This window comes from Altererythrobacter epoxidivorans, from assembly GCF_001281485.1.
Classification (GTDB): Bacteria; Pseudomonadota; Alphaproteobacteria; order Sphingomonadales; family Sphingomonadaceae; genus Erythrobacter; species Erythrobacter epoxidivorans.
In genome coordinates, this window is record NZ_CP012669.1 from 963,900 (window position 1) to 981,324 (window position 17,425).

Consider the following 17,425-nt stretch of genomic DNA (forward strand, 5'->3'; position numbering starts at 1 on the left):
ACATATAAGGAACAAATGGCAACCCGAACGACCCTCGAAAAACTTCAGATACTGGCTGACGCGGCCAAATACGACGCTTCTTGCGCATCGTCCGGGACGGCGAAAAAGAACTCGCTGGGCGGCAAGGGGATCGGCTCGACCGAAGGGATGGGCATCTGCCATGCCTATGCTCCCGACGGCCGATGCATCTCGCTACTCAAGATCCTGCTGACCAATCACTGCGTCTTCGACTGCCACTATTGCGTCAACCGCAAGAGCTCGAATGTGGAGCGTGCACGCTTCACCCCGCAAGAGGTCGCGGACCTCACCATCGCCTTCTACAAGCGCAATTACATCGAAGGATTGTTCCTTTCCTCGGGCATCGTGAAAAGCTCCAACCATACGATGGAGCAGCTGGTGGAAACTGCGCGTATCCTGCGGGAAGAACACGATTTTCGCGGATACATCCATCTCAAGACGATCCCTGAAGCCGACCCCGAACTGGTCCACCAGGCGGGGCTCTATGCCGACCGTGTCTCGATCAATGTCGAACTGCCGACCGACAGCGGGCTGACCCGTCTCGCACCCGACAAGAATGCGCGCCAGATCGAAGGCGCGATGGGCAGGGTCAAGAGTGACATAGTGGAGCTCAAGGATGCCAGAAAGCGGTTCAAGCATGCCCCGCGCTTTGCCCCGGCGGGCCAGTCGACACAGATGATCGTGGGGGCCGATGCCGCCACCGATTCCGACATCGTCGGCAAGGCGAGCGGCCTCTACAAGAGCTTCGGCTTGCGGCGGGTCTATTACAGCGCCTTCTCCCCGATCCCCGATGCGAGCGCGGTGCTGCCGTTGAAGCGGCCGCCGCTGATCCGCGAGCACCGGCTCTACCAGTCCGACTGGCTGATGCGTTTCTACGGGTTCAAGCCAGGTGAAATCGTGCAGGCGGCGGGGGCGGACGGCAATCTGCCGCTCGACATCGATCCCAAGCTGGCCTGGGCGCTGAAATTTCGCGAAACCTTCCCGGTCGACGTCAACCGTGCGGCAAAGGAGCAATTGTTGCGGGTGCCGGGGCTCGGCACGACGGCGGTAAAGCGTATCCTGATCGCGCGTCGGCACCGGACCCTCAGGCTCGACGACGTGGCCAAGCTGACGCAGTCGATCGCCAAGGTTCGGCCCTTCATCGTGACTTGCGACTGGCGCCCGACCTTCCTTACCGACCGCGCCGATTTGAGGAGCATGCTCGCACCCAAGGCAGAGCAGCTGGAACTGTTCGCGGCATGACCTCGCTCAATTCTTTCGTCCGGAACGTCGCGCTCGGATCTCACTACGTCGTTCACCTGCCGACGAGCGACGATTTCGATTTCTGGCGCGAGCGTGCGCGCGGCCTGGTCCAGTGCGATGTCCCGCCCGATCGCGTGTCATGGGTCGAGCCCGGCGGGACGTCGGACCTGTTCGCGCATGAAGGGCCTGCGCGCGGTGAAAAGCGACTGCCGGTGCCGGAAAACGCCAACCGTCCGGTGCGGGCGAGCAAGCGCTTCGTGAGCATTGCAAGGAATGCGGCGCTTCATTCCGATCCGCAGCGTTTCGCCTTGCTCTATTCCCTGCTGTGGCGGCTGCAGTCCCAGCACCGGCTGATGGAAGACAGCGCTGATCCCGAGGTGCGCCGTGCGGAGGAACTGGCGAAGGCGGTGCGCCGCGACAGTCACAAGATGCATGCCTTCGTCCGCTTTCGCCTGGTGGAAGGCGAACCGGGCGAGGAGGGCACGCGCGGAGGCGAAAACGACCATTACGTCGCCTGGTTCGAGCCCGATCATCACATCGTGCGCGCCAATGCCGGTTTCTTCATGCGCCGTTTCGCCAACATGCGCTGGTCGATCCTGACGCCGCGAGGCTGCCTGCACTGGGATGGCGAGGTGATGCGCGAGGGGCCGTCGGCGCAGCGATCCGACGCACCTTCCGGCGATCCCACGGAAGAGTTGTGGCGCACCTATTACGCCTCGATCTTCAATCCGGCACGGTTGAAGGTCGGCGCGATGCTGAAGGAAATGCCGCGCAAATACTGGAAGAACATGCCCGAGGCGGCGCTGATCCCCGACCTGATCGCAAATGCGCAAAAGCGGGAAAGCACCATGGTGGCGAGCGGTTCGCTGGAGTTCGAGGATCGTCCCGAAACGCTGGAAGCCATCGACGAGGCGATCCATCGCTGCCGTAATTGTCCCATCGGCTCGCTTAACAACCATGCGGTGATGGGCGAGGGGCCACACGATGCGCGTTTCATGATCGTCGGCGAACAGCCGGGCGACCAGGAGGACTTGCAGGGGCGGCCATTCGTCGGTCCGGCAGGACAATTGCTCGACGTGCATCTGGGCATGGCCGGGATCGACCGCCGCCGTGCCTATGTCACCAATGCGGTCAAGCATTTCAAATTTTCGATGCGCGGCAAGCTCCGGCTGCACCAGAACCCCGGCGCAAAGGAAATCGACACCTGTCGCTGGTGGCTGGAGGCAGAGCGCCAGATCGTGCAACCCCGGCTGGTGCTGGCAATGGGCGCATCGGCTGCGCGCGGGTTGCTGGGCAAGACAGTGAGCATTTCCAAGGCTCGTGGCGCGCCGATCCAGCTCGAGGATGGCAGCGAATTGTGGGTCACGGCGCACCCGTCCTACTTGCTGAGGCTGGAGGGGGATGCACGCCAAGAGCAGGAGCGGTTGTTCGCGGCCGATCTTGCGGCGGTAAAGGCCCGGCTCGCGCAGCTAGAGGCATGACATGCCCGAGGCGCCGCTCACCCCCGACAAACGCACGCTGGACATCGATCCGGACCTGATCGACGCGCCTGATCGGGCACCCTTCGTCGAACTCGGCCTTGCTTCCTGTTTCAGCTTCCTGAGAGGGGCGTCCGATGCCGTCGACCTGGTGATGACGGCGCGCACGCTCGGCTACGACGCCATCGGTATTGCCGATGCCAATTCCATGGCCGGTGTGGTGCGCGTGCATACGGAAGCGAGCACTCTCAAGCTCAGGCCCGTGATCGGCTGCCGCATCGAAACGGTCGAGGGGCTGGCCTTTCTCGCCTATCCCAAGAACCGGGCGGCCTATGGGCATTTATGCCGGTTGATCTCCACCGGGCGGATGCAGACCCTCGATGGCGAATGGCAGGAAAAGGGCGAATGCCACATCTCCTTGCCCATGCTGGCCGAACACAGCGAGGATGTGCAGCTGATCCTCGTCCCTCCGGAAAACCTGGAAACGCGCATCACCGTGCCTGCCTGGGCCGGCAATGTCGTTGCCCTGGATGGAAGCGACCTTGCGGACGAAGTCACCGGCGATTTCTCAGAATTCCTGCCGCATCTCGCTGCAGGATTGCCTTCGCTACGCCATGTCGCCGCCAGTTACCTTTATCGCGGCAATGACCAGGCGCGGATCGCCCGGCTCGATGCCCTGGCCCGGGCCAATGGCCTGGCCTTGCTGGCGACCAACGATGTCCAGTATCACGCGCCCCAGCGCCGGCCGCTCCATGACGTGATGACGGCGATCCGGCACAAGACTACCGTTGCGGCAGCCGGGCATCTGCTGAATCCCAACGGCGAGCGGTACCTCAAGTCGCCCGAAGAAATGCAATATCTCTTCGCCCGCTGGCCGCATGCGATTGCCGCTGCCCGCGAGGTTGCCGATGCCTGCAATTTCAGCCTTGCCGAGCTGCGTTATGAATATCCGGAGGAGATTTATCCTGACGGCATGACGCCGCAGGAATATCTCGAATGCGAAACATGGAAGGGGGCGGAGCGCCGCTATCCCGAAGGTTTGCCCGAAAGCGTCCGTGCGACGCTGAAACGCGAGCTTGCGCTTATCGGCAAGCTGGAACTGGCCCGCTATTTCCTGACCATCAAGGACATCGTCGATTTCGCGCGGGGCGTGGATCCGCCGATCCTGTGCCAGGGGCGCGGCAGCGCGGCGAATTCGGCGGTCTGCTATTGCCTCGAGATCACTTCGGTCGACCCGGCAAAGCACCAGCTGCTGTTCGACCGCTTCATTTCGGAGGAGCGCCGCGAACCGCCCGATATCGACGTCGATTTCGAGCACGAACGGCGCGAGGAGGTGATCCAGTACATCTATCGCCGCTATGGCCGGCAGCGGGCAGGATTATGCGCGACGGTGATTCATTACCGCCCGCGCATGGCGATCCGCGAGGTGGGCAAGGCGATGGGCCTGTCGGAGGATGTCACCAGCGCGCTTGCCCGCACCGTATGGGGCGGGTGGGGCCGGGAGATCGGTGAAAAGCATGTCGGCGAAACCGGCATGGACGTGACAGACCCGCATCTTCGCCGCGTGCTCGCGCTGACACGCGAGATGATCGGCATGCCGCGCCATCTCAGCCAGCATGTCGGCGGTTTCATCCTGACCGAGGGCGCGCTGACCGAGACGGTCCCGATCGGCAATGGTGCCATGCCCGAACGCAGTTTTATCGAGTGGGACAAGGACGACATCGAAGCGCTCGGCATCCTCAAGGTCGATGTGCTGGCACTGGGGATGCTAACCTGCATCAAGAAGTGCCTCGACCTGCTGGAGGATCATCACGACCGGCGGCTGACGCTGGCGACTGTCCCGCGCGAGGATCCCGAAACCTACGACATGCTGCGCAAGGGGGACTCGCTGGGCGTATTCCAGGTAGAGAGCCGCGCGCAGATGAACATGCTGCCGCGCCTTAGGCCGCGAGAGTTCTACGATCTCGTGATCCAGGTGGCGATCGTTCGCCCGGGGCCGATCCAGGGCGACATGGTGCATCCCTATCTCAAGCGGCGACGCGGCGCGGAAAAGGTCGAGATTCCCGCACCTTCGCCCGAACATGGCCCGCCGGACGAATTGTCGAGCATACTGGAACGTACGCTGGGCGTGCCGATCTTCCAGGAACAGGCGATGAAGATCGCACTTGATGCGGCCAGGTTCAGTTCGAAGGAGGCGAACCGCCTGCGCAAGGCGATGGCGACATTCCGCAGCCGCGGAATGGTCGACGAACTACAGGACATGATGGTCGAACGCATGGTGACGCGCGGTTACGACCGCGACTTTGCCCAGCGCTGTTTCAACCAGATCCGGGGTTTCGGCGAATACGGCTTTCCCGAAAGCCATGCCGCCAGTTTCGCCCACCTCGTTTACGTGTCGAGCTGGCTCAAATGCCACTTTCCCGCGGCTTTCGGCTGCGCGCTCCTCAATTCGCAGCCGATGGGTTTTTATGCCCCCGCACAGATTGTGCGCGATGCGCGAGAGCACGGTGTCGAGATCCTGCCGCCGGATGTGAACCATTCGATGTGGGACTGCACGCTGGAGGAGCAGCGGGCGGCGGATGGTGCACGGGCAGGGCGCTATGACCGTCATGTCGCGCTGCGCCTGGGACTGCGGCAGATCGACGGCCTGCCGGAGCACGTCGCTGCTGCACTGGTGGCAGAGCGGGCCGAGAACGGTGCCTATCGCGACGTAGGCGAGTTGAGGGACAGGGCAGGGCTTTCGCCTGCGCATATCGAACGGCTTGCAAGCGCGGATTGTTTTGGCTCGCTCGAAATGTCGCGGCGGCAGGCACTGTGGGACGCCCGCAGCCTGATCGGTGCGCCCGACCTGCCCCTGTTCAAGGCCGCTGCGGAGCGGGACGAGGGGGCCGAAAAATCGCGCACCGCCCTGCCGCACATGCCCTTGTCGGAAGAAGTGGTAGCCGATTACCAGACGACGCGGCTCAGCCTGAAAGCGCATCCGATGGCGTTCCTGCGCGCCAGTCTTGCCGAACGCGGCTTCGTGCGTGCCTGCGATCTGAGGGCGCGCAAGTTCCGCAGCATGGTAAATGTCGCCGGAGTTGTACTTATTCGACAAAGACCGGGTTCGGCCAAGGGGGTGTGCTTTATTACCCTTGAAGATGAAACCGGAGTCGTTAACCTAGTCGTCTGGCCGGACTTAAAAGAAAAACAGCGCCGGGTCGTCATGGGAGCCCGCCTCATGGAGGTGCGCGGGCGTGTTGAATATGACGACGAGGTGATACACGTGATCGCGCATCACATGACCGATGCAACTGCATCGCTCCACATGCTTTCGGAAGACATGCTCAACGCGCCGATTGCGCGCGCGGACCACGTCAACACACCCTTGCCGTCGAAATTCAATCCACGCGACAATTTGCTGGAGGGGGATGACGATCCCGCCAACAGGACCTTCCGGCCGCGCGACCTGATCGACGAACTGCCCAACACGCGCACGCATCCGCGCAACGTCCGGCTGCTGCCGCGCATGCTCCCGCCCTCGCGCGATTTCCACTGAGGCGGGACAATGGCTGGCAATCCCTGGGACGTTTCGAAGACGGTAAAACGCTATGCGACGGATGCTCGCGTGGTCGGATGGATGATCGCCATCGCGGTATTTTTCGCAGGCTTCACCTATCTCAAGGCGCACCCTGAGCATTACCCTTTCGCCCCGCTCGATACGCGGCAACCGGTCGGCGTCGCCACCAGCTTCAAGATCCGCAGCCTCATCGGCGACACGGCAGCCTGCCACGCAACCCTCGAAAGGAGCGATGTCGCTTTCGAGACGCTGACCCCGACGGGCGAGGGGGCGTGCGCCCTAATCGACCGGACCAGGATGACAGACGCTCCGCTCGCACCTGCAATCCCGACGGCGACCTGCCCCGTCGCAGCAGGGCTGGAAGTGTGGTTCAACAATGGCCTGCAACAGGCGGCAGAGGCCAGTCTCGGTTCACGCGTCGTCAGGCTCGAACACTTGGGCACAAACAGCTGTCGCCGCATCAACAGCAGCCGAACCGCCCCATGGAGCGAACACGCGACCGGCAATGCGATCGATATCGCCGCATTCGTGCTGGCCGATGGACGGCGCATCTCGGTGCTCGACGATTGGGGACGGGATGCGCGCGGCACCTTCCTGAAGGCAGCGCGCGATGCCGCCTGCGACAGTTTCCAGACCGTGCTTTCTCCGGATTACAACGCCGAACACGCGGATCATTTCCACCTTGATCAGGGCATCGCCTGGAACGGCGTGTGCCGTTAGCAGGGCAATGACTTGCCCGCGGCGGCGATTGGCGTCACACATGTCGCCGGAGGGCTTATGACCGAAACCGCACAGGCTGGCATGTTCAGGCCGCTGACAGAGAACCCGTTCCTGCGTCTGGCTACGGTCTTTATCTTCTACATCTTCGAAGGCGTCCCGATGGGGCTGTTCTACATCGCCATACCGGCCTTCATGGCGAGCGGCGGTTCGAGCACGACCGAAATCGCCGCGGTCGTCGGTGCCTTCGCGCTCCCCTGGACGCTGAAGCTCGTCAACGGTTTCATCATGGACCGTTACACCTTCCTGCCAATGGGCAGGAGGCGCATCTGGATCATCGGTTCGCAGCTGACGATGGCGCTGACCATGCTGATTGCGTCCCTGTTCAATCCGGAAGCGACACAGACGGCTGTGTTGTCCGCAATCGCATTTTGCGTGAGCATGGCAACCACGTTCCAGGACGTTTCGATCGACAGTCTGGTCGTCGATATCATGGATGAAGACGAACAGGCCAAGGCGGGCGGCATCATGTTCGGCGCGCAAACGCTCGGCATCTCCGGTTCTGCTGCTGCTTGCGGTTACCTGCTCCAGCATTACGGTTCGGCACCGACATTCCTGGCGGTCGCCGCTTTCCTGCTCGCTGGCGTCGTTTTCGCGATCAGCCTGCGCGAACGACCGGAAGAACGGCGGTTCCCCTGGTCTCAAGGCCAGTCGCATCCGCGCAATCTCGACATCCAGATCGAGGCATGGTGGCCGCTCCTGAAGACAAGCTTCTTCGCCATGCTCGCCAAATCCAGTCTCGTGATCGTGCCGTTCCTGCTGATGCGGAGCATACCGGCCGCGATCTACGACATCTTCAACCCCGTCCTTGCGACCAAATATGTTGGCTATTCGACCAGCGCCTATACCGGAATCGCATCGCTCAGTGCGCTGGCGACCGGCCTGTTCGGCCTGTTCATAGGTGGATGGCTGGTTGCAAAGGTCGGCAAGGGCCGGATCCTTGCGATCAACTTCAGCCTGCTTGCGATCCTGCTGATCGGGGTCGCTCTGATCCCGGAGTACTGGAGCAATCCAGCGGTTCTCTATGCCCTCGTCTGGGGCATCGATCTCTTCGGCATCATGATTGCCATCGCGATGATCCCGCTGGCAATGCAGGTTTGCTCGCCTTCCGTCGCGGCGACCCAATTCACCATCTACATGGCTCTCGGCAATTTCGGGCGACCGATCGGCGCATCGATCGTGGCTGCGACGAGCTCGTTGGACCCCCAGCTGATGTTCGGTACGATCGGTGCGATCATGATTGCTGCCGCGCTCAGCACGCTGTTGCTCAAGCGGGGCGAGGTTACTCCCGAACAGGAACAGGCAACCCACCACGGGGTCGGCGCGGCTCCTGCGGAGAATTGAGCGCTAGTTTATCGGTTCGAGAGAATAGCCGGCGGAGCGGACCGTACGGATCGGATCGGGAGCACCTTCGCGCTCGATCGCCTTTCGCAGACGGCGAATATGCACATCGACAGTGCGCAGCTCGATGTCGCTCCCTGTTCCCCAGACACCGTCGAGCAGCTGGCTGCGGTTGAATACGCGGCCGGGACTTTCCATGAAGAACTTGAGCAGGCGGTATTCGGTCGGGCCGAGCTGCAGAGTTTGCCCCTTGCGTTCCACCCGGTGAGCAACGGGATCGAGCGAGATGTCGCCCACGCTGATGGTTTCTCCGGCGAGTGCAGGGCGGATTCGGCGCATGACTGCGGCGACCCGGGCGAGCAATTCGCGCGGACTGAACGGCTTGGTCAGGTAATCGTCGGCGCCTGTGTCGAGGCCGCGAATCCGGTCATCTTCCGCTTCGCGAGCGGTCAGCATAATGATCGGGACGTGCGCAGTTTCCTTGTCGCGGCGCAGGCGGCGGCACACTTCGATCCCGCTCGTGCCTTCGATCATCCAGTCCAGGATCACGAGGTCGGGGCGCTCCTCACTGGCGAGAACGAGAGCCTCGTCCCCATCGGATGTGGTGCGGACTTCGTATCCTTCGTTCTGGAAACGGTATTCGAGCAGTTCGGACAGCGCCGGGTCGTCTTCGACCAAGAGCAGCTTGGCGGCAGGCATTGCGTCTGATCCTTTACGATCCATCCCTTGACGCCTCCTGCGATATTGCAGCCTCGCTACAGTTTTGTTTCAATCGCCCCGATTTTGTCAGAATCAATCGTCGTGATCGGGCGGATAAGTTCCGGTCGCAGCAAAGTGCACCATTTCGGCAACATTGGTCGCATGGTCGCCGATGCGTTCCAGGTTCCGGGCGATGAACAGCAGCTGCGCCGCGCTCGAAATCGTCGCAGGGTTTTCGACCATGTGACTGACAAGATTGCGGAAAATACTGTTGTAGAATGCGTCGACCTTGTTGTCGGTCGCAATCACTTCGAGTGCCAGTTCGGGATCGCGCGCAGCATATGCCGTCAGCACGTCGTGCACCATTTCGCTGGCGATTTCCGCCATGGCCGGAAGCAGGGTCAGCGGCTCGAACTTCTCGCGGCCTTCGATCTCGCCAACACGCTTGGCTATGTTCTTGGAATAGTCGCCGATACGCTCGACAACGCCGGCAATCTTCAACGCCGCGATGACCTCGCGAAGGTCGTCCGCCATTGGCGCACGCAGGGCGATCACGCGCACCGCGAGCTTGTCGACCTGCATTTCCAGGTCGTCGAGCTTCTTGTCTCGTTCGACAACCTTCTGCGCGAGTTCCTGGTCGCCGCGCACAAGCGCTTCGAGCGATTGCTGGATCGCGACCTCAGCCAGGCCGCCCATTTCGCCGATCATGCCGCGAAGGCGTGTGATATCCTCGTCGAATGCTTTTACCGTATGCTCTGCCATCAGCCGTAGCGCCCTGTGATGTAATCCTTCGTCCGTTCTTCGATCGGATTGGTGAAAATGTCTGAAGTGCGACCATACTCTACCATCTTGCCGAGGTGGAAGAAGGCGGTGCGCTGCGAAACGCGCGCAGCCTGCTGCATGGAGTGGGTCACGATGATGATCGCGTAGCGACCGTTGAGTTCCGCGATCAGTTCCTCGATCTTCGCGGTCGCGATCGGATCGAGTGCCGAACATGGCTCGTCCATCAGGATGACTTCCGGATCGACCGCAATTGCGCGCGCGATACAGAGGCGCTGCTGCTGGCCACCAGAAAGTGCGGTGCCCGAATCGCTCAGGCGATCCTTCACCTCGTTCCACAGGCCCGCACGCTGGAGCGAACGCTCGACGATTTCGTCGAGATCGTCCTTGCCATCGGCGAGGCCGTGGATCTTCGGTCCGTAGGCGATGTTCTCGTAAATCGACTTCGGGAACGGGTTGGGCTTCTGGAAAACCATCCCCACTCGCGCACGGAGTTGGACGACATCCATGCCGGAGCCGTAGATGTCTTCTCCGTCCAGCTCGATGGTCCCTTCGACCCGGGCCGAAGGAATCGTGTCGTTCATGCGGTTGAGCGAGCGCAGGAAGGTCGATTTGCCGCAGCCCGACGGGCCGATGAAGGCCGTCACGAACTCCGACGGGATCTCGATCGACACGTCGTCGATCGCTTTCTTGTCGCCGTAATAGACCGACACGCTGCGCGCGCGCATTTTTGCTTCGGTCTGCTCAAGATTGGGATGGACTACGGTCACCACTTTTTCTCGAATTTGTTGCGTAGGTAGATTGCAAGGCCGTTCATCACGAGGAGGAACAGCAATAGCACGATAATCGCCGCGCTGGTGCGTTCGACGAAGCCGAGGTCGATTTCATCGGACCACAGGAAGATCTGCACCGGCAGCACGGTGGCGGGCGATGTGAACCCGTCGGGCGGGGTTGCAACGAAGGCGCGCATCCCGATCATCAGCAAGGGGGCCGTTTCGCCGAGTGCGCGGGCCATGCCGATGATCGTTCCCGTCAGGATACCCGGGAGGGCAAGTGGCAGGACATGGTGGAATACCACCTGCACAGGCGATGCGCCGATGGCGAGGGCACCGTCACGGATCGACGGCGGTACCGCCTTGATCGCGTTGCGGCCTGAAATCACGATGACCGGCATTGTCATGAGGGCGAGCGTCATGCCGCCTATCAGTGGCGCGGATCGATAATTCGGGAAAATCCACAGGAAGACGGCGAGGCCGAGGAGGCCGAAAATGATCGAGGGCACGGCGGCGAGATTGTTGATCGAAACCTCGATCAGGTCGGTCCAGCGGTTCTTGGGCGCATATTCTTCCAGATAGAGCGCCGCGAGAACGCCGACCGGGAATGCCAGCGCCAGCGTAATGATCATCGTCAGGATCGAACCCTTGAGCGCGCCCCAGATACCGACCTGCTGGGGATCGGTAGCGTCTGCACGGGACAGAAAGCCGGTGTCGAAATTCCTGCCGATCAGGCCTTTCGCTTCTAGCTGCTGTGCGAGCTCCCGCGTTTCAGGATCGCCTTCGCCCCTGTAGGCCGATGCGAGATCCGCGCTGGCGGGCAATTCGAACACGACCGACTGCCTGAGGATCGCGGGATCCTCGATCACGGCAGTGGCAACTTCGCGCCAGGCTTCGCTGCTGATCTCGCTGGCCCCTTCGTCGCCCAATGCCTGGCTGGCGAAGAATTCGATCACCTCGGGCAGTCCCTGGGCCTCGAGGTTCTGGATCGCGCCGCTTTGCGAGAGCGTCGACGGGTCGCCGGAAATGCCCGACTCGGTAAAGTCGACAGGCACCGTCAATTCGACGCGCTGGAATCCGCCAATGCCGTTGATCGACATCGTGATCAGCAGGAATGCCAGCACGATAACCGAGAAAAGGATCGCGCCGAGGCCAAGCATCTTGAAACGCTTTTCCGCCGCGTAGCGCTGTTTCAGCCGCTTCTCGAATGCTTCGGTGCGGGTGGGGGCGATATGCTCACTCATAAGCTTCGCGGAACCTCTTGACGACGCGAAGGGCGATGAAATTCAGCCCCAGTGTGACCAGGAACAGCACGAAACCGAGAGCGAATGCGCTGAGCGTTGCGGGGTGATCGAAACTGCCTTCGCCGGTCAGCATGGCAACGATCTGCACGGTGACCGTGGTCATTGCTTCTAGCGGGTTGACGCTGAGATTGGCTGCGGTCGAAGCTGCCATGACGACGATCATTGTTTCGCCGATCGCACGGCTGATGGCGAGCATCACGCCGGCGACGATCCCCGGCAATGCTGCCGGGACCAGCACACGGCGAATGGTTTCAGACGTTGTCGCGCCCATGGCCAGGCTGCCATCGCGCATGGCCTGCGGAACGGCAGCGATACTGTCGTCCGCCATCGAAGATACGAATGGGATAATCATCACGCCCATGACGAGACCTGCGGCAAGCGCGCTCTCGCTGGAGGGATTGGACATGCCGGCGGACAGCGCGAGGTCGCGAATGAAAGGTGCAACGGTCAGCGCGGCGAAATAGCCATAAACCACCGTTGGAACGCCCGCGAGAATTTCCAGCGCCGGCTTCAGCCATGCGCGCCAGCGTGGATCTGCATATTGGGTAAGATAGATCGCGCTCATCAAGCCGAGCGGGATTGCGACGATCATCGCGATGATCGCACCGATGAAGATCGTGCCCCAGAACAGCGGGATAGCGCCGTAGCGGCTGCCATCTGGGTTTGCGGCATTGGCCATCGGGTCCGGTGCCCAATGCGTGCCGAAAAGGAAATCGATAGGGCTTACCATTCCGAAAAAACGGAAGGTTTCGAACACCAGGCTGACGAAAATGCCGAGCGTGGTGAGGATCGCGACAAGCGAGGCGACGAGCAGGATGCCCATCACTGCACGCTCGACCTTGGTGCGGGCTGCGAAGTCCGGCTTCAGCCGGAGGAAAGCCCAGCTCCCGAACAGCAGTGCAATCGCGAGCGTGGCTCCAATGCCGATCAGACGGTAGTGGGATATCGCTGCACGATACGGCTCGACCAGCGCGTCCGCTTCCTGGTTGAAGACGCCGTTTGCTGCGCCGGTGGCGACAGCACGCGCTTCATTGAGGATTGTCTGACGCTGAAAATCGAACGCAGGCAAGTCGGCTGCGGCCGGGTCCGCGAGGACGCTTTGCGTCACGAGCTGCGGCGCAATGAAGCTCCACAGCGCGATGAAAAGAACAACGGGGATGACGGTCCACAACGCGACATACCAGGCATGGTACGACGGAAGCGAAGCCAGTCGTCCATTGGGCGACTGGCTCCGGAAGCTCCATGCTCGCGCGCGGGCCGCCAACCATCCGGCGAGCCCGAGCCCTAGGGCCAGGAGAAGCAAGATGGTTGGTGACATACGCTAGACTAAGTCCTTACTTCAGTTCCGACCCGTCGAGGGTGGTGTATTCGGTAGCAGCCTTGGCGTTCTTGGCCATGACATCGTCAGGCGATGCGACAAGGCCGATCTTGGCGAGCGGGCCGTCCTTGGCCCAGCTCTTGGTCCATTCGCCGAGGTATTCCTTGAGGCCCGGGATCGCGTCGAGGTGCGCCTTCTTTACATAGACGAACAGCGGGCGGGCGCCGGGATAGTTGAAGCTCGAGATGTTCTCGTAGGTCGGATCGACGCCATTCATGGGCAGGCCCTGCACCTTGTTGGCGTTTTCCTCAAGATAGGAATAGCCGAAAACACCGACTGCGTCCGAGTTGCCCTCGATCTTCTGCACGATCAGGTTGTCCTGCTCGCCCTGGTCGACATAGGCGCCGTCCGAACGGACTTCGGTGCAAAGCTGGTCGTAACGGTCCTCGTCGCTTTCCTTCAGGTCCTTCATTGCCGGGTCGGTCTTGCAACCGGCTTCGAGAATCAGTTCCTTCAGCGCGTCGCGCGTGCCCGAGGTGGACGGCGGGCCGTAAACGAGGATGGGCTTGTTCGGGAGCGAAGGATCGACGTCCGACCAGTTCTTGGCCGTCTGTTCCTTGCCATAGGGCGAAGCGGCAAGTGCTTCGTAAACCATCTTGGGCGTGAGGCTCATCGTGATACCGTCCTTGGCCGAAGCAAAGGCGATCCCGTCGAGGCCGACCTGCAGTTCGATGATGTCGGTGACGCCGTTTTCCGCGCAGGTGGCGAATTCCGATGCCTTCATCCGGCGCGAAGCATTGGCCATGTCAGGCGTATCGGGGCCGAGGCCGGCACAGAACAGCTTGATGCCGCCGCCAGTACCGGTCGATTCGATGATCGGCGACTTGAACCCGGCATTCGAACGAACGAAGCTTTCGGCAACAGCCTTGGCGAACGGGAACACGGTCGAGGAGCCGACAGCGCGGATCGAATCGCGCGAACCGCCGGCGCCGCCGGTGTCGCCGCAGGCCGAAAGCGCCAGTGCCGATGCCGCAATCATCGCAATCTTAATCGTCTTGGACATTTCAATTTCCTTCATTGAACGCGCCTGGGCGCGGGAATCTGATCGAAAGCGCCTAAGCGCCGAAATGTGATCGTTTGACGACAAGGTCCGGAAATCGGTATCGCCACCCCGAACCAAGCCGCGGCTTAGAAGTCAACCTGTGCGCGAACCCCGAAAGCATCGACATCGTACGACGTGTCACCGCCCGAGGCGGCATAGACGGCATCGTCGTAGCTCATCTTACCGTAGTTCATCATGAAGCGGGTGTAGTCGGTCGGGGTCCAGATCATCGAAACACCGAAACCGCTCTGCTGCCCGCCGACGATCCCGGCGTCGTTGAGGTCGAGATAGTCGTAACGAAGGTTAAGCTGGATGGCCCCGATACCCCCTGCGCCAACCGGATTGGCCGGTTTGACGCGGTCGAACGTGCCGCCCTTGTAACCGCGGCTGTCGCCCCCGGTGAGGAAGTAACCGACTTCGGCATATCCACCGAAAAAGGTCGGGTCGTCACCAATCGGCATGTCCACTTTCTGCCAGTAACCTTCGGCAGCGGCATGAAACGGGCCGTTGATGGCTGCCGCTTCCAGACCATATCCGGTCTCGCCATCGGCACCCAACGTGCCGGTGTTGATGAAGCGCTCGCCCGTGAAGTGGACGAAGGGGCGCTGGCGATAACGAACCGTGCTGCCTCCGACGAGGTCGGTGAAGTGCAGCGAACCGCCGAAGTGAAGCTGGGTGTCGCCCATCTTGGGCATGAACACGACGCGGCCGTCGGCGCTCCAGTTCTTGTTCGACAGATCGCTGATGTTGTCGGTGAACAGGCCGCCCTGAACAAGGACATTGCCGCCCGAGTACTGGACCGAGGTGCCGACCCGGCGTTCGAAGCCGAAGGCATCGGTATAGGCTGCACGTTCCATCATCGAGATGAAACGGCTGCTGGTCAGCTCTTCCAGGCCCTGGAAGTTGTTATGCTGGCCGACGTTCACCTTCAGCCCGCCGTCTTCGTAGGTCAGGATGGCATCGGTGATTTCGGTTTCGTTGCCGGCAAAGTCGATTTCGAATTTGTAGCCGAACCCGCCAGGAATATCGCCTTCGACGCCGAGTCGTGCGCGGCGCACTTCGTTGCCGAAGCCATCCTCACGACCGGTCGATCCGGGTGCGTTGGTGAAGCCCGCATCATACTGGAGTCGGCCACGCGGCTTGAAGCTCCAGCCACCGGCCGCTTCAATCAGAGGGGCGCCCTTGAACTTGATGCTCGGCGCCTTGTCGGCGCTTGCCTGCGCGGCAGCGGCGCTTTCGGACGCGCTCGCGGCGCTCTGGCTAGCGGCAGCAGCAGCGGCAGTCGCCGCTTCGGCCTTCGTTTCTGCCTGGTCGAGCTCGGTTTCGAGCTGGTCTACGCGGGCGCTCAAACGTGCCAGTTCGGCGCGCAGGGCGGCGAGTTCATCAGTCGCCGAATCCTTGCCTTGGGCCAGGACCGGGGTCGCCATGGTGCAGGACAGGGCTGCAGCCGCCAGCGAAATGCGTCGAAGAGTTTTCATTGGACCAATGTCCTTGTCTTACGGTTTCATGACGATCTTACCGATCGGCGACGCCTCTATGACCACTCTGTTACGCTTCTGTGACACGACCGAGCGCCATGCGGCTGCACGGTGGAAACCCTGTGGATAACAGTGATTTTTAGTCCTGATCCGGTTCTGGTGTCGACTGCGCGACCGGGAACCTGACGGAAAAGGTCGTGCCTTTTCCAACAACGCTTTCGATGTCGAGACGCCCGCGATGGCGCTCCACGATGTGCTTGACGATCGCAAGACCGAGGCCGGTACCCCCTGATGCCCGGCTTCGACCGGGATCGGTGCGATAGAATCGCCGGGTGAGATGGGGCAGGTGCTCCGGTGAAATTCCCTCGCCGCGGTCGGTTACCGAAAGACATACCTGGCGGTTGCGAGCAGATTTCAGTTCTACCGTGACCTTCTCGTCCGGCGCGCCGTATTTGAGCGCGTTGTCGACGAGGTTCCGCACGAGCTGTTCGATCTGCCGCTCGTCACCCCTGATGTGGAAGTCTTCTTCGGTCGACAACTCCACGCGGGCGAAGCGGTCGTGTCCCGCACCGTCGCGCGCCGCGCGCTCTACGACAGGCATGAGAGAAAAGACGGTTTCCGGCAGGTCGTGCTTTTCAGCCTCGACCCGTGACAGTGACATCAGGTCGCTGACAAGGTTCTGCAGCCGGTTGGCCTCCTGCCTGATGCGCTCGAGAAAACGTTTCGATGTCGCCGGATCGATCGAATCCGAATCGTCGTCGAGCGTTTCGACGTAACCGATGATTGAGGCGAGGGGGGTGCGCAGCTCATGGCTGGCATTGGCAACGAAGTCCGTGTGCGCGCGGCTGATGTCCGCTTCGGCCGTCTGGTTGATCAATTCGATGACTGCCAGATCGTCCCCGACCGACTGGCGGCTGATCCGCCAGATGTCGCGACGCTGGACGAGACCGCGCACGACGGCGGTTCCGTTGCGGTCATCGGTGAGGAGGGCGATGGCTTCGGGATGGCGGAAGGCCACACGCACGTCCTGTCCGATGATATGGTTGCCCAGGATCTGGCGTGCCGATCTGTTGGCAATTGCCACCCGGTCGCGATCGGTCACCAGCAGCGGGGTGTAGGAGCTTTCGATCAGTTCTGCGATTGCTTCTCGCATGAGAGGCTGCGAGCGCTTGTTCGACTGGATTTCAGGAGGCCTGGAATGCGCGAGCATCAGCGACCCGATCCAGATCACGAGAACGGCGATGACGAGGAAAACGTCGACTCGAAACACCAGCATCGCAATGCCTGCGGCTAGGGCCAGCAAAATGCCGGCAACCGGTATCTGGTGCCCCGAATCCATCGAGGCAGGCCATAACAGGAGTAATCGTGATGTGAAGTCGCAAGGAGCGCGTGTCATGTTCGACACGCTGTTGAAGCACCACCTGGTAGAAGGAAGGTGGTGACCCCTACGGGACTCGAACCCGTGTTTCAGCCGTGAAAGGGCCGCGTCCTAGACCGCTAGACGAAGGGGCCACTCGCTTGCGAGAACGCGCCTCTAGGCGGGTCGTTCATTGGGG

At 61.6% G+C, this 17,425-nt stretch carries 13 protein-coding genes and 1 tRNA gene; 5 read left to right on the forward strand and 9 right to left on the reverse strand.

All coding sequences use genetic code 11. The annotated features are described in order from the left end of the window. The first annotated feature begins 15 nt into the window (after positions 1-15). From AMC99_RS04930 to AMC99_RS04950, 5 genes are read left to right on the forward strand one after another with little or no spacing between them, the layout of a single operon-like run. Entirely contained in the window at positions 16-1,260 is a 1,245-nt protein-coding gene (locus tag AMC99_RS04930; RefSeq protein ID WP_061923572.1) for a putative DNA modification/repair radical SAM protein, read from the forward strand. Further along, positions 1,257-2,741 (forward strand): UdgX family uracil-DNA binding protein, encoded by a 1,485-nt coding sequence (locus AMC99_RS04935; protein ID WP_061923575.1) that lies wholly within the window; start codon positions 1,257-1,259, stop codon positions 2,739-2,741. Before AMC99_RS04930 ends, AMC99_RS04935 begins: the two co-directional genes overlap by 4 nt. Position 2,742: 1 nt before the next feature. Next, positions 2,743-6,276 (forward strand): error-prone DNA polymerase, encoded by a 3,534-nt coding sequence (locus AMC99_RS04940; protein ID WP_061923578.1) that lies wholly within the window; start codon positions 2,743-2,745, stop codon positions 6,274-6,276. Between the two features lie 9 nt (positions 6,277-6,285). After that, entirely contained in the window at positions 6,286-7,017 is a 732-nt protein-coding gene (locus AMC99_RS04945; protein WP_061923581.1) for an extensin-like domain-containing protein, read from the forward strand. A 57-nt stretch (positions 7,018-7,074) separates the two neighbouring features. After that, on the forward strand, positions 7,075-8,418 hold the full coding sequence (locus AMC99_RS04950; protein WP_061923583.1) for an MFS transporter: 1,344 nt from the start codon (positions 7,075-7,077) through the stop codon (positions 8,416-8,418). Positions 8,419-8,421: 3 nt separating this feature from the next. On the opposite strand, the gene phoB is transcribed toward AMC99_RS04950, so the two are convergent. From phoB to AMC99_RS04995, 9 genes are all read right to left on the reverse strand, one after another. Further along, complete coding sequence (gene phoB, locus AMC99_RS04955) at positions 8,422-9,114, reverse strand: phosphate regulon transcriptional regulator PhoB (protein ID WP_061927732.1); 693 nt, start codon at positions 9,112-9,114, stop codon at positions 8,422-8,424. 93 nt (positions 9,115-9,207) lie between these two features. Beyond that, the gene (gene phoU / locus AMC99_RS04960) at positions 9,208-9,876 is read right to left on the reverse strand and encodes a phosphate signaling complex protein PhoU (RefSeq protein WP_198143573.1); all 669 of its coding nucleotides are present in this window, start codon (positions 9,874-9,876) and stop codon (positions 9,208-9,210) included. Then, positions 9,876-10,622: a phosphate ABC transporter ATP-binding protein PstB gene (pstB, locus tag AMC99_RS04965; RefSeq protein WP_232301539.1), complete on the reverse strand. Its 747-nt coding sequence runs from the start codon at positions 10,620-10,622 to the stop codon at positions 9,876-9,878. The genes phoU and pstB overlap by 1 nt, the downstream gene beginning before the upstream one ends. A gap of 38 nt (positions 10,623-10,660) precedes the next feature. Further along, entirely contained in the window at positions 10,661-11,911 is a 1,251-nt protein-coding gene (gene pstA / locus AMC99_RS04970) for a phosphate ABC transporter permease PstA (protein WP_061923586.1), read from the reverse strand. After that, positions 11,904-13,289, reverse strand: coding sequence for a phosphate ABC transporter permease subunit PstC (gene pstC, locus AMC99_RS04975; protein ID WP_061923590.1), 1,386 nt, complete (start codon positions 13,287-13,289; stop codon positions 11,904-11,906). The genes pstA and pstC overlap by 8 nt, the downstream gene beginning before the upstream one ends. A 16-nt stretch (positions 13,290-13,305) precedes the next feature. Continuing rightward, on the reverse strand, positions 13,306-14,352 hold the full coding sequence (locus AMC99_RS04980; RefSeq protein WP_061923592.1) for a substrate-binding domain-containing protein: 1,047 nt from the start codon (positions 14,350-14,352) through the stop codon (positions 13,306-13,308). Positions 14,353-14,477: 125 nt separating this feature from the next. Next, a complete protein-coding gene (locus tag AMC99_RS04985) occupies positions 14,478-15,869 on the reverse strand; it encodes an OprO/OprP family phosphate-selective porin (RefSeq protein ID WP_061923595.1) in 1,392 nt (463 codons plus the stop codon). 139 nt (positions 15,870-16,008) lie between these two features. Continuing rightward, positions 16,009-17,208, reverse strand: a complete 1,200-nt coding sequence (locus tag AMC99_RS04990) for a sensor histidine kinase (protein WP_061923599.1) — start codon at positions 17,206-17,208, stop codon at positions 16,009-16,011. A 97-nt stretch (positions 17,209-17,305) separates the two neighbouring features. Then, a tRNA-Glu gene (locus AMC99_RS04995) sits at positions 17,306-17,381 on the reverse strand. Between the last annotated feature and the right edge of the window lie 44 nt (positions 17,382-17,425).

Excerpts from the sequence above, each read along its gene's own strand:
- AMC99_RS04930 (WP_061923572.1), top strand. The coding sequence starts at position 16 with ATGGCAACCCGAACGACCCTCGAAAAACTTCAGATACTGGCTGACGCG.
- AMC99_RS04935 (WP_061923575.1), top strand. The coding sequence starts at position 1,257 with ATGACCTCGCTCAATTCTTTCGTCCGGAACGTCGCGCTCGGATCTCAC.
- AMC99_RS04940 (WP_061923578.1), top strand. The coding sequence starts at position 2,743 with ATGCCCGAGGCGCCGCTCACCCCCGACAAACGCACGCTGGACATCGAT.
- AMC99_RS04945 (WP_061923581.1), top strand. The coding sequence starts at position 6,286 with ATGGCTGGCAATCCCTGGGACGTTTCGAAGACGGTAAAACGCTATGCG.
- AMC99_RS04950 (WP_061923583.1), top strand. The coding sequence starts at position 7,075 with ATGACCGAAACCGCACAGGCTGGCATGTTCAGGCCGCTGACAGAGAAC.
- phoB (WP_061927732.1), bottom strand. The coding sequence starts at position 9,114 with ATGCCTGCCGCCAAGCTGCTCTTGGTCGAAGACGACCCGGCGCTGTCC.
- phoU (WP_198143573.1), bottom strand. The coding sequence starts at position 9,876 with ATGGCAGAGCATACGGTAAAAGCATTCGACGAGGATATCACACGCCTT.
- pstB (WP_232301539.1), bottom strand. The coding sequence starts at position 10,622 with ATGCGCGCGCGCAGCGTGTCGGTCTATTACGGCGACAAGAAAGCGATC.
- pstA (WP_061923586.1), bottom strand. The coding sequence starts at position 11,911 with ATGAGTGAGCATATCGCCCCCACCCGCACCGAAGCATTCGAGAAGCGG.
- pstC (WP_061923590.1), bottom strand. The coding sequence starts at position 13,289 with ATGTCACCAACCATCTTGCTTCTCCTGGCCCTAGGGCTCGGGCTCGCC.
- AMC99_RS04980 (WP_061923592.1), bottom strand. The coding sequence starts at position 14,352 with ATGTCCAAGACGATTAAGATTGCGATGATTGCGGCATCGGCACTGGCG.
- AMC99_RS04985 (WP_061923595.1), bottom strand. The coding sequence starts at position 15,869 with ATGAAAACTCTTCGACGCATTTCGCTGGCGGCTGCAGCCCTGTCCTGC.
- AMC99_RS04990 (WP_061923599.1), bottom strand. The coding sequence starts at position 17,208 with ATGGATTCGGGGCACCAGATACCGGTTGCCGGCATTTTGCTGGCCCTA.